Source organism: Maritalea sp., from assembly GCF_051251695.1.
In the GTDB taxonomy this organism is placed as follows: domain Bacteria; phylum Pseudomonadota; class Alphaproteobacteria; order Rhizobiales; family Devosiaceae; genus Maritalea.
In genome coordinates, this window is the sequence record NZ_JBPOEU010000031.1 from 24,941 (window position 1) to 37,186 (window position 12,246).

Sequence of the window (12,246 nt, forward strand, 5' to 3'; positions counted from 1 at the left end):
GAACAATTCTATGTTTGAAATCAGAACCGAGCGACTTTTGTTGCGCCCCGCAAGGTTGGAAGATGCGAACCGCATGCAGTGCATTTTAGCTGACTTTGAAGTCGCCAAAAACTTAGCGCGCGTGCCCCATCCTTATCCCGCGAACGCTGCCATTGAATGGATAGAGCGCGTAATGGATAATGTTGAACCATTTGACGCCAAATTTTCAATCATCGATCAAGATGGGCACTATTGCGGCTCAACTGGTTTTTCGCGCAGCGGCGAAGTTCCGCAGCTTGGATATTACCTTGATCCCCTTCATTGGGGCAAAGGGTATATGAGCGAAGCGTGCAAAGCCGTTGTCGGTTGGATTTTTGATACCGCGAACCCTGATTACATCAAATCGGGCGTTTATCCGACCAATCTTGCGTCTTTGGCGATACAAAAGAAACTTGGATTCGTCGAAATTGGCCGTAGTACGGTACATTGCCTTGCACAAAACGCAGATTTGCAGCATATCGATACGCAACTAACAAAGGATGCGTTTGTCGCCGCGACGCAATAGTGCGTTTGCGACCACGTTTGAAGTGACATGAAATTTCTCGATCAGGCTAGAGTTTATATTCAATCCGGCGCGGGTGGCGCGGGTGCTGTTTCCTTTCGGCGCGAAAAATATATCGAATTCGGCGGCCCTGATGGCGGCAATGGTGGACGTGGCGGCAACATCATCGTCAAATGCGTTGATGGGCTAAACACGCTTATCGACTATCGCTACCAGCAACATTTTAAAGCGCCTGTTGGCACGCACGGCATGGGCAGGCAGCGCACCGGTGCTGATGGTGCAGACGTCATTCTGAAAGTCCCTGTTGGCACGCAAATTTTTGAGGAAGACAACGCAACCCTCATTGCAGATATGACCGAAGTTGGCCAGAAAGTTGTGTTACTTGAAGGTGGCAACGGTGGTTTTGGCAACATGCACTTTAAGACCGCAACCAACCAAGCGCCACGGCATGCCAATCCGGGCATCGAGGCGGAAGATAAGTGGATTTGGCTGCGGTTAAAACTTATCGCTGATAGCGGGCTTGTTGGTTTACCAAACGCGGGTAAATCAACGTTCCTATCTGCTGTTTCAGCCGCCAAACCAAAAATTGCGGATTACCCGTTCACCACCCTTCACCCGAATTTGGGTGTGGTAAAAATCGGCGAACGCGATTTTGTGCTGGCCGATATTCCGGGCCTGATTGAAGGCGCCCACGAAGGCGCAGGCATTGGCGACCGGTTCTTGGGCCATATTGAGCGTACACGCTCCATCGTCCATTTAATCGATGGCACTCAAGAAGATGTGGTTGGCGCATACAAAACCATTCGGGGCGAATTGGCCGCCTACGGGCATGGTTTGGACGAGAAACTTGAAATTCTTGCCCTCAATAAAATCGACGCTTTGACCGACGAAGAGCGAGAAGAAAAACTGGAAGCCCTGCGCGAAGCATCAGGTGGTGAAGTTTTGGCGATTTCTGCGGTGAGCAAGAAAAACACAGACCAAATTTTATATAAAATTATCGCTTCAATGGATGGGGCTAAGCAGCAAGCGGAAAAAGAAGCTAACGCTGATCTAGATCAAAATTGGACGCCTTAGAACAAGATGTCTGCACCTGCGTCCCTCACCGCTTCGAGCTTTAAGCGCCTGACGATAAAAATCGGCTCGGCATTGCTGGTGGATGCAGATACGGGTCAGCTACGCCAGAAATGGCTGGAAAGTCTTTGCGCTGATATTGCGGAATTGAAGACCGCCGGAATTGAGGTATTGATCGTATCCTCCGGCGCAATATCATTGGGCCGTCGTCTATTGGACCTAACGGGCGAAACTTTATCGCTGGACCAAAGCCAAGCTGCAGCTTCTGTGGGCCAAATTGCGCTATCGCAAGCATATCGCGATGCGCTTAATGCACATGGTGTGGTGACAGGGCAAATTTTGGTGACCCCAAACATTACTGAACAACGCCGCCATTTTTTGAATGCCCGCACCACCATCAACACGTTGTTGGGTTTGGGTGCCGTGCCCATCATCAACGAGAATGATAGCGTCGCCACCAGCGAAATTCGCTATGGCGATAATGATCGTTTGAGCGCGCGGGTCGCGACGATGATTGAAGCGGATGGGCTAATCTTGTTTTCAGATATCGATGGGCTTTACACAGCACCACCACATCTTGACCCCACAGCCGAACACCTTTCAGTGATCGAAAAAATTACCCCGGAAATTGAAGCAATGGCAGGCGGTGCAGCAAGTCATTTATCGCGCGGCGGCATGGTCACCAAAATTGAAGCCGCAAAAATGGCGGTGAACGCGGGAACAGCAATGGTGATCTGTAAGGGGGATGATTTACATCCGCTAAAGTCTCTATTCGCTGGCGGCAAGCACAGCTTTTTCGTCGCCAGCAAAACGCCACGCGCGGCACGTAAGAACTGGATTATGGCGTCAATTCCCACTGGTCGGGTTGATATCGATGCTGGTGCGCTAACAGCACTGCAAACAGGTAAAAGCCTGTTGCCGATTGGCGTGACGAAAATCGATGGGCAGTTTCAGCGCGGTGATGCGATTGCAATTTTTGATCAAACGAACATTGAGGTCGCACGAGGGCTTGCCAACTTTGATGCAGCTGACGCACAAAGCATTGTTGGACGACGCTCGCACGAGATTGTCGAAATATTAGGCCCCGTGAACAGAACCGAGCTGGTCCATCGCGACAATTTAGTGCTGACAAGCGAAGATGTGAAAGAGCCTGCAATATGAGTGAAGTGACCTCGCCAAGCAGCGACAACATCGCCCAAATAATGGCTGAGATTGGCAGCCGCGCAAAACAAGCCGCCCGCCAACTCGCCACCGCATCAACGTCGCAAAAGAACTTAGCGCTCACAGCAGCTGCTGATGCCCTTTTAACCATGCAAGATCAAATCCTTGAGGCCAACCAACAAGACGTTAAAGCTGGTCAGACTAAGGGCATGACAGCGTCCTTTATCGATCGGCTTACACTGGATGTAGATCGGATTGCCGCCATTGCTGATGGGCTGCGCGCTATCGCAGAATTGGCAGATCCCGTTGGTACCACAATTGCCAGCATCGAGCGGCCCAACGGTTTGAAAATCGATAGGGTACGCACGCCGTTGGGTGTGATCGGGGTGATCTTTGAAAGCCGCCCTAATGTCACGGCAGACGCTGGTGCGCTTTGTTTAAAGGCGGGCAACACGGTGATTTTGCGCGGTGGGTCAGATAGTTACAACTCCTCGCGCGCCATCCATTCAGCATTGCAGGTTGGCTTAGAAAAAGCCGGGTTACCCAAAACAACCATTCAACTTGTACCAACGACAGATCGTGCTGCTGTGGGTGAAATGCTTGGTGGGTTATCGGGGAATATTGACGTGATCGTGCCCCGTGGAGGCAAAAGTCTGGTCGCACGCGTTCAACGGGAAGCGCGGGTTCCTGTGTTTTCTCATCTGGAAGGCATCTGCCATATCTATGTTGATAAAAGTGCAGATATTGAAATGACAAAACAGATCGTTTTGAACGCCAAAATGCGACGCACGGGTATTTGCGGCGCGGCTGAGACAGTGTTGATACATAGCGACATTGTTCCGGAATACGTTCCAGTACTAAGCGAAACTTTATCAGAATATAACTGCATCGTTCGCGGTGATGCCACAGTCTGTCAGCTTTTTGAAAAAGCCGAACTTGCAACCGATCAAGATTGGTCAACCGAATATCTGGATGCGATTATTTCGATCAAAGTCGTTAAAGATGTTGACGATGCGATTGCGCATATTCAGCGCTATTCTTCGGGCCATACGGAGGCCATCATCGCTCAAGATATGGAACCGGTGGATAAGTTTTTCGCCCAAATTGATTCAGCGATTGTGATGCACAATGCTTCAACCCAATTTGCTGACGGAGGTGAATTTGGCATGGGGGCTGAGATCGGCATCGCTACCGGCAAAATGCATGCACGCGGCCCTGTGGGTGTGGAACAACTGACGAGCTTTAAATATTTGGTACACGGCAACGGGCAGATCCGTCCGTGAGTACAGTGTTTTTGGATAATGCGCGAAAGAACCATTTGCCCAGCTCCGCGCCGGGCATGCGGATTGGTTTGTTTGGCGGGAGTTTCAACCCACCCCATCAAGGTCATCGCATGGTATCGCGCCAAGCGCTGAAACGGCTGGGATTGGATGCGATTTGGTGGCTGGTTACCCCCGGCAATCCGCTGAAAAACAATGCTGAGCTTAAACCGCTTAGCGAACGGATCGATGCAGCGCGAGCACTTGTTGATCATCCGGGCGTACGCATAACGGGCTTTGAAGCTGAACACGGATTTCGCTACACTTTTGATACGCTTGAGTTTTTGAAAACGAGCTTGCCCGACCGGAAGTTCGTCTGGATTATGGGCGCGGACAATCTAGTTGGATTTCACCAATGGGAACGTTGGCAAGACATTGCTCGAATGATGCCGATGGCGATTTATGTACGCCCCGGCGATGCCCGACAAGCACCATTTTCACAAGCAGCAACCGCCCTAAGCAAACATCGGGTGGATGAAAGTGATGCGCATGGTCTTGCGAATATGCCCGCGCCAGCGTGGGTCTACTTGCATGGAATCATGAGCAATTTGTCCTCAACCCAATTGCGCGAAAGCCAAAAAACATAGTGCAAACTTGCCCACTTGAAAAACGAGGGCAAAAGGCGCATAATGGTGATAACAAGCGTCCATTGAGGCGCTATTTTTATTTAGAAGGACTTGACGAACCAATATGGTTTTAAAACTGTCAGAGATGGTTGTGTAAGCATGACGCCAACAACCACGCCAGAGGGCAACAAAGCCCCACCAGCAAACCCTAAAATCAACCTCATCGAACTCGTTTCAACTGTTTTGGAAGACGCCAAAGCGGAAGATACTGTGTTGATTGATATCCGCGAAAAATCAAGCCTAGCTGATTATATGGTCGTCACCACAGGTCGCTCAAACCGGCATGTGGGCGCGATTGCCGATCAGTTGCAACGTGCGATGCGCGAAGCTGGACTTGGCCGTCCTAAATCTGAGGGCCTACAGCAGTGCGATTGGGTTTTGGTTGATGGCGGTGACGTCATCATTCATGTATTCCGCCCAGAAGTGCGCGAGTTCTACAATATTGAAAAAATGTGGTCCGCTGATTTTCCGAGTGAAAACACGCACTAATGCGTGTTTCTATCGCTGCCATCGGGCGGCTAAAATCTGGCCCCGAACAAGATTTGGTGGCGCGTTATCTTGAACGCGCCCGTGGGGCCGGTAAACCACTAGGCCTTACCGGGTTCGACGTCTCAGAGTTTGGCGAAGCACGCGGCGATAATACCGCTCAACGCAAATCTCAAGAAGCTGATCAGTTGTTGGGTGCCTGCCCAGAAGGCGCGCAAATCATCGCTCTTGATGAGCGTGGTCGCACGATGACCAGCCCAGATTTTTCGAAAAAAATTGGTCAGATTCGCGACGATGGTGCCCGGCATACATGCTTTATTATTGGCGGACCTGATGGTTTGGATGCGTCTGTGCGCAAAAAAGCGCACCTTACGCTGAGCTTTTCTCCCCTGACATGGCCACACCAAATCGTGCGCGCTTTGTTGTGTGAACAATTGTATCGATCCATCACGATTATGAGCGGACATCCCTATCATCGTGAATAGCGATCAATTGATCGAACAAAATCCCCAAATCTTATGATGATTTGCTAGATTGAAAACACTGATTCGGTCCCCTTTGCGCTTTGAGGTTATGTGAGTTTGTCTCGTGCTCCATTTTCCAGCTTGATATTACGGTGCGCCACAATTTGTGGCCTTGTATTTGCATCCGGCTACGCAATGCCTGCGTTGGCGCAATTTGTTGATCCACAAACCGAGGAAGATGCCCGTTCTGAACTTGAACGCGTCGAACAAACCATTGAAATTAGCACCCAGCGTGTAGACGAGCTGCGCCAAGAAATCGCCAACATGGAGGGCGATCGTTCAAAACAAACCGCGGCTCTGATCGCCTCCGCCCAACGGGTTAAACTTGCTGAAATCGAAATTGGTGCGATTTCTGAGCGCATGGGAGAGCTTCGGGACGAGGAACAATCGATCCAAGAAGTATTGGACGTTGAGAACGCCGAGATCAGCACTTTGCTGACCGCGTTGCAGGTTATTGGCCGCAACCCGCCCCCTGCCTTAATCGTAAAGCCCGACAATGCAACCAACTCCGCCCGCGCCGCGCTTTTGCTGGCATCTATTTTGCCCCAATTGAGCAATAGGGCTGATGCTATAAGAGTTGAGCTGGACGCCTTGCTGGAAATTAAAGATCAAGTCGCGTCAGAAGAAGCCGAACTTTCGAAAAACTTATCTGTCTTGCGTGAAGAAAAGCTGCGCATTGCGGTGCTGCTTGAGGCCCGACGTACGGGCGTTGAACGCGCAGGCCAAGCGTTAGAGGCTGAACAGCGCGAAGCTGAACTTTTGGCCAGCCGTGCAAATTCGCTAAATCAATTGCTCCGCGTATTGGAAAAAGAAGTTCGTTCTGTGGGTGAAGCGAACGAAGCCGCCCGTCAATCGGATGAAAACCCAACGTTTAATGTTGGCGCTCAACTGGAAGCAGAAGCGATAAAACTCGCATTGGCTGATACTGATCGGGACCAACCTGCATTTCCGTTTCCGCTGGGCAAAGGGCACCTTAGCGTCCCTTCAAACGGTGTCAGCATAATTGAATTTGGCAATAATGATGGTTTTGGCGGGGTCGCCAATGGCACATTTATCGTTACCCGTGCAGAAGCCCAAGTGGTCGCACCGGCCGACGGCTGGGTCATTTATAAAGGCCCTTACCTTAATTACGGCCAAATTGTCATTTTAAACGTTGGTCAAGGATACAATATTTTGCTCGCAGGGTTGGCTGAGACATCAGTTGAACTTGGGCAATTTATTTTGATGGGGGAACCGGTGGGGATAATGGGCAAGCGCACAATATCTCAAACTATCGCGACCAGCGCTGGCAACTCGCGTCCAACCCTATATATTGAACTTCGGGAGGAAGGGACACCAATTGACCCTTCTGATTGGTGGGCAACCACAAAAACCGCAACACGTGATGGATAGAAAATGAAACTTAGTGTGCTTAGACCCCTGTGGCTGTCCCTTTTAATTGTCGTATCTGGCAGTATTTCGATATCTGCTCAAGAAGCGGACATGGCTGATAAAAAGCCCTTGAGTGAGGAAGAAGTTTATCAAGAACTGAACCTGCTTGGGGAAATATTCGATCGCATTCGGGAAGAATATGTTGATGCCCCCAATGAGCGCGAACTTGTGCGCGCCGCCATTCAGGGCATGTTGACCTCGCTTGACCCCCATTCTGGCTACCTTGATCCAGAAGATTATGAAGATGTACGTGCGGATACCCAAGGCACATTTGGTGGTTTGGGTATTGAAGTGATCATGGAAGACGATGTGATCAAAGTGGTTTCTCCGATTGATGAGACCCCTGCCGCCCGTGCTGGCGTTTTGGCCAACGACTATATTGTTGAACTTGATGGCGTAGCGGTTCGCGGCCTTTCACTTGATCAAGCTGTTGAAAAAATGCGCGGCGAAATCGGCACGGATATCGTGATTACAGTTGTTCGTGAAGATGCTTCTGAACCTCTAAAAATTACCATCACCCGCGACATCATCACCTTCCGTGTTGTGCGCACATCTGTGCGGGACAATGTTGGCGTGATCCGGCTTGCGCGGTTTACCGGCCAATCCTATGCAGGCATTGAAGACGGCATTCGCGAACTCCACAAAGATTTGGGCGATGACCTAAAAGGCCTTGTTTTGGATTTGCGCAATAATCCGGGCGGTTTGGTTGATCAGTCTGTGTTCATTGCAGATGCATTTCTTGCCCGTGGCAATGTGTTGTCGACACGCGGTCGTACCGCAGAAGAGAACACCCGCTATGACGCGAACCCGGACGATTTGGACAAATTGATCGCAGACATTCCGCTGATTGTTTTGATCAATGGTGGTTCTGCTTCTGCATCAGAAATTGTGGCTGGCGCTTTGCAAGACCAAAAACGCGCAACATTACTGGGCACACGTTCTTTCGGCAAAGGCTCTGTGCAGTCGATCATCTCGCTGGGTGGAAACGGCGCAATGCGCTTAACAACATCACGCTATTACACGCCAAGCGGTCGCTCTATTCAAGCAGCGGGCATCACGCCGGATATTGAAGTTTTTCAGGATATTCCTGAGGAATTGCAAGGCCGTGACGAGATTATCGGTGAAGCTGCCTTGAATGGGCAAATCGGTGGCGGCACTGAAACAGAAGCAACCACAGGTTCTTCGGTTTATGTGCCGGGTGATCCGGACAAAGATAATCAGTTGAAATATGCTGTTGATCTGATTTTGGGCAATGAAACCCATGAGGCATTTCCACCAAAATCGGAGAACTAGACACCTAGAGCATGGGGCCAATTTCCATGCCGAATTAGATAGGATTGTTTGCGGCGAATGATCGACAAGTTAGATAAGCCTTTGGGACGTAACCGTTCCAAAGGAAGCTCATATGATGGTGGTGCAGGACGGGCACGCCTACCTGGCGCACAGCTAGCCGTTGCCTTGCTCATACTTGTGGTCAGCGCCCCCATCGCTTGGGTTTGGCTTGTGGACAGTCCAGATGGCGGACGGCCAGTTGCCGATGTCGAAGTGAACTCGGTTGTGGATAGCAACGAACTAGCGCGCAATTTGGCAATTGAGGAAGCCGCAATCGATCAGCAAACTGACGAGAGCGACCTCAATGCAGACAATGGTACATCTAACAGCGATCAGCTTATCATAAGCACTGACGGGTTGCCGGACGGTGAGGATACGAGCGAAGGCTCCCTCGCCCGCACTGATATGCTGGAGCAAAGCCAACATGGGTTTATTCCGCAGGTATCAGCAGACGGTGATCGACCTGTTGACGTCTATAAAAGAGCATCAATCACAAAGTCTTCCGCTGACGGCAAACCACTAATTGCGGTGATTGTATCTGGGTTGGGTCTATCTAAAGACGGTAGCGCGGACGCCATCGACAAGCTGCCGGATGATTTCACCTTGGCTTTTGCGCCCTATGGCAAAGACGTTGCAGAAGTCGCGCGCCGTGCGCGGCAAGGCGGACACGAGATTATGCTTCAAGTGCCGCTGGAACCGTTCGATTACCCACAAAACGATCCCGGCCCACAAACATTGTTGGTCGGCCAATCCACTCGAACCAATTTGGACCGTCTTTACTGGCTGATGTCGCGCATGGATTCCTATATCGGTATCATCAATCATATGGGCGCGAAGTTCACCTCTTCAAGCAATGATTTTGAACCTATTATGGAAGAGATATCTATTCGTGGGCTTGCCTATTTTGATGATGGAACATCCAACCGTTCTGTCGCCCGACAACTGGCGCAAATATCTGGAACAGCGTTCGCGCAGTCAGAGATCGTGCTTGACAATGTGCCTTCTCGCGGCAGAATTTTGGAGCAGTTGAAAAAATTGGAACAACGCGCCCGTGACAACGGACACGCGATCGGCATGGCTTCAGTTCTGCCAATATCCGTAACAACGCTTACGCAGTGGGCAAACGGATTGGAAGAAAAAGGATTTATCTTGGTCCCTGTAAGTGCCTTACTTTCTGAGAATACTGGAATTTAATATGCCAAATGATGCTTTAAGAGAGCAATTGCCGTACAGGCCCTGTGTCGGGGTTGTGTTGTTTAACAATGATGGAAAAGTTTTTGCAGGCAAGCGATTGCCGCACGATAAACAGTTCAACAAATATGTATGGCAATTTCCGCAAGGTGGAATTGATCGAGGCGAAGTGGCAGCAGAAGCCGCATTGCGCGAGCTATACGAAGAAACAAGCATCACATCTGTTTCAATGCTTGCCCGCACAGAAGACCCATTGCATTACGACCTGCCAGACGAACTTTTAGGCGTTAGGCTTAAAGGCAAATATCGCGGTCAAAAACAAGATTGGTTTGCCTTCAGATTTACCGGTGATGAAGCTGAGATAAATGTGAAGAAACCGGCCAATGGCAAACATCCCGCCGAGTTTTCGGATTGGGCTTGGAAAGACTTAGAACAAATGCCTACCCTAATCGTCCCCTTTAAGCGCGAGATCTACGATAAACTCGTTGTCGAGTTTGGCCATATTGGGGCGCAGGGTTAAAAATGAAAACGATTGGCCTTATTGGTGGCATGAGCTGGGAATCCACGGCCCTTTACTATGCGGCCATAAATCGCGAAATTTCAAAGCGCAAAGGTGGGTTGCACTCAGCGCCAATTCTGCTGCACTCCGTGGATTTCGCGCCGATTGCTGAACAGCAATCGAGCCACGACTGGGATGGGCTTGGTAACGCAATGGCAGAAAGTGCAAAGCGATTGGAAGCGGCAGGCGCCGAAGCGATCTTTTTAGCCACCAATACCATGCACAATGTTGCTCATCGTATTGAAGCGGCAACCGACTTACCGTTTATCCATATTGCTGACCCAACAGCAGACGCATTGTTGGCGGACGGATATGACAAGGTTGGACTGCTTGGCACTGCCTTTACCATGGAAATGCCATTCTATATTGATCGGTTACGGGAAAAAGGCCTTGATGTTCTTGTCCCCGAAGTTGATCGCACAAACCTTTCTGGCATCATTTATAATGAACTCTGCAAGGGGATCGTGTCCGATCAATCGCGAGCCGTTTACGTGAAGGCCATCAATTTGATGATGGCGCGTGGTGCCCAGGCCGTCATTTTGGGTTGCACCGAGATCACCATGCTCATCGGTGATGATGACAGCCCTATTCCGACGTTTGACACAACGGCCCTTCATGCAACAGCTGCGGCTGACTTTATTTTGAGCTAGCGGCCAACTTTCTTAATTGTGGCAATAGCCAAATAGCTGTTTGAGTTGCGAATAAGCCGGTCAATCCCAAAAACGCTAAAATTGTTGTGTTGGATTTTAAGATTGTCATCAGGCTTGCTATTTCAATGAGGCCGGTTGGAGCAGACTGTGCAGTCAGCATGAAGTAAATGAATATGTTTTCGGCATAATCGAATAGCGTGATTGAGAACGAGACAACGGCGAAAGCAATTGTTGAAATTCTTGAGGTGTTCCCTATCCGTGTCCAACACCAGCTGGCAGCACCGAATGTTGTTAGGCTCAGCAATGGCGGATAGAAAACATCAAGCACGAGTTGACGTCCGATGTAATAGTTGCGCCCCGCTTCGGATAGTGCCTGCAAGTATACATTTGCATCTTCGACCGAATAGCCGAACGGACGCATATCAAATGCCGGCAAGCCGTTTGCTATGCTAGCAAGAGTTGGCAATGTCACCGTCAACATTGTCACGTAAATTGCCATGGCTGCGATGAAGCACATCCAAATCACTTTTGAATTCAAATTCACTAGGTTCATTTCAACCTCCTTTTGTGGCCTTGTTAATTTGATGGCATAAGGCGGCCGTATGGCGCATTATCAATTGATAATGGATAGACCAGTTGACGCTATTGAACTTCGGGCAATTCTTACGCAACACTTTGAGGTGAGCTCAGATGCGGCGACACTCATCGCACCTATGTTCTCGATTGAGGTCGCTGAAAAAAACTCGACAATCGTCAAGCAAGGGGAACGATCCAACCAAGAGCTTCTGCTGCTTAGCGGCAGCGTTTCAAGTTCAATCGGCGACGTCGATGGCGCTACACATTGCGTTGGAATGTTTGAGGGCCCTTGCGTACTGCCGCCCCACATTTCCCGAACAAAAGATGATGTATCCCGGGTTTCAATCGAAACTATATCGCCACGCAGAATTGCTGCAGCACCCGCTTCAGTTTTTATGGAGCTGATGGTCGCGAACGAAACTGTGCGCGACTGGGGCAACACCATTATGCGCAAACAGATGCTCACGCAATCCGAACATCAATGGGCACTTGCAGCCTTAAACAATGCCGGACGTTTAAAATGGTTCCGGCGCTCCCACACTAATTTTGAAGACAAATTCGAGCATTGGCGAATTGCATCATTTCTGGGGATGACGCCAGTCAGCTTTAGCCGTGCCCGCAAACAATTTCCCACAAAAAAGACCGACGGAATTTGATCCAGCCGGTCTATTTATACACGATGAGGTCGTACGTTTGGTTGTTTAGAACTCTTTCCAATCAGCCTCAGTATCAATCGCTGCATTGCCTTGGCTTGAATAAGCCCCTGCCGCTTGCTTTTG

At 50.0% G+C, this 12,246-nt stretch carries 14 protein-coding genes; 13 read left to right on the forward strand and 1 reads right to left on the reverse strand.

The genetic code is table 11. The annotated features are described in order from the left end of the window. Window positions 1–10 precede the first annotated feature (10 nt). The 12 genes from ACSHWX_RS15570 (at window position 11) to ACSHWX_RS15625 (ending at window position 10,891) form a co-directional block, all read left to right on the forward strand. Window positions 11–544: a GNAT family N-acetyltransferase gene (locus tag ACSHWX_RS15570; protein WP_435669154.1), complete on the forward strand. Its 534-nt coding sequence runs from the start codon at window positions 11–13 to the stop codon at window positions 542–544. 27 nt (window positions 545–571) lie between these two features. Continuing rightward, window positions 572–1,615, forward strand: a complete 1,044-nt coding sequence (gene obgE / locus ACSHWX_RS15575) for a GTPase ObgE (protein WP_435669155.1) — start codon at window positions 572–574, stop codon at window positions 1,613–1,615. A 6-nt stretch (window positions 1,616–1,621) separates the two neighbouring features. Next, complete coding sequence (proB, locus tag ACSHWX_RS15580; protein WP_435669156.1) at window positions 1,622–2,773, forward strand: glutamate 5-kinase; 1,152 nt, start codon at window positions 1,622–1,624, stop codon at window positions 2,771–2,773. Then, a complete protein-coding gene (locus ACSHWX_RS15585) occupies window positions 2,770–4,056 on the forward strand; it encodes a glutamate-5-semialdehyde dehydrogenase (RefSeq protein ID WP_435669157.1) in 1,287 nt (428 codons plus the stop codon). The genes proB and ACSHWX_RS15585 overlap by 4 nt, the downstream gene beginning before the upstream one ends. Continuing rightward, entirely contained in the window at window positions 4,053–4,679 is a 627-nt protein-coding gene (locus tag ACSHWX_RS15590) for a nicotinate-nucleotide adenylyltransferase (protein ID WP_435669158.1), read from the forward strand. Before ACSHWX_RS15585 ends, ACSHWX_RS15590 begins: the two co-directional genes overlap by 4 nt. A 138-nt stretch (window positions 4,680–4,817) precedes the next feature. Continuing rightward, window positions 4,818–5,207 (forward strand): ribosome silencing factor, encoded by a 390-nt coding sequence (gene rsfS / locus ACSHWX_RS15595; protein WP_435669159.1) that lies wholly within the window; start codon window positions 4,818–4,820, stop codon window positions 5,205–5,207. After that, on the forward strand, window positions 5,207–5,689 hold the full coding sequence (rlmH, locus tag ACSHWX_RS15600; protein WP_435669160.1) for a 23S rRNA (pseudouridine(1915)-N(3))-methyltransferase RlmH: 483 nt from the start codon (window positions 5,207–5,209) through the stop codon (window positions 5,687–5,689). The genes rsfS and rlmH overlap by 1 nt, the downstream gene beginning before the upstream one ends. Before the next feature lie 90 nt (window positions 5,690–5,779). Continuing rightward, the gene (locus ACSHWX_RS15605; protein WP_435669161.1) at window positions 5,780–7,120 is read left to right on the forward strand and encodes a murein hydrolase activator EnvC family protein; all 1,341 of its coding nucleotides are present in this window, start codon (window positions 5,780–5,782) and stop codon (window positions 7,118–7,120) included. A 3-nt stretch (window positions 7,121–7,123) separates the two neighbouring features. Next, window positions 7,124–8,452, forward strand: a complete 1,329-nt coding sequence (locus tag ACSHWX_RS15610; protein WP_435669162.1) for a S41 family peptidase — start codon at window positions 7,124–7,126, stop codon at window positions 8,450–8,452. A gap of 57 nt (window positions 8,453–8,509) precedes the next feature. Continuing rightward, window positions 8,510–9,685 carry a divergent polysaccharide deacetylase family protein gene (locus ACSHWX_RS15615; protein WP_435669163.1) on the forward strand — a complete coding sequence of 392 codons (1,176 nt, stop codon included), beginning with the start codon at window positions 8,510–8,512 and terminating at the stop codon, window positions 9,683–9,685. After that, window positions 9,672–10,202: an RNA pyrophosphohydrolase gene (locus ACSHWX_RS15620; protein WP_435669167.1), complete on the forward strand. Its 531-nt coding sequence runs from the start codon at window positions 9,672–9,674 to the stop codon at window positions 10,200–10,202. Before ACSHWX_RS15615 ends, ACSHWX_RS15620 begins: the two co-directional genes overlap by 14 nt. Window positions 10,203–10,204: 2 nt before the next feature. Beyond that, window positions 10,205–10,891 (forward strand): aspartate/glutamate racemase family protein, encoded by a 687-nt coding sequence (locus tag ACSHWX_RS15625; protein ID WP_435669164.1) that lies wholly within the window; start codon window positions 10,205–10,207, stop codon window positions 10,889–10,891. On the opposite strand, the gene ACSHWX_RS15630 is transcribed toward ACSHWX_RS15625, so the two are convergent. After that, window positions 10,878–11,444 (reverse strand): hypothetical protein, encoded by a 567-nt coding sequence (locus ACSHWX_RS15630; RefSeq protein ID WP_435669165.1) that lies wholly within the window; start codon window positions 11,442–11,444, stop codon window positions 10,878–10,880. The genes ACSHWX_RS15625 and ACSHWX_RS15630 overlap by 14 nt on opposite strands. A 49-nt stretch (window positions 11,445–11,493) precedes the next feature. On the opposite strand from ACSHWX_RS15630, the gene ACSHWX_RS15635 reads away from it, so the two are divergent. Further along, complete coding sequence (locus ACSHWX_RS15635; RefSeq protein ID WP_435669166.1) at window positions 11,494–12,123, forward strand: hypothetical protein; 630 nt, start codon at window positions 11,494–11,496, stop codon at window positions 12,121–12,123. Window positions 12,124–12,246 lie beyond the last annotated feature (123 nt).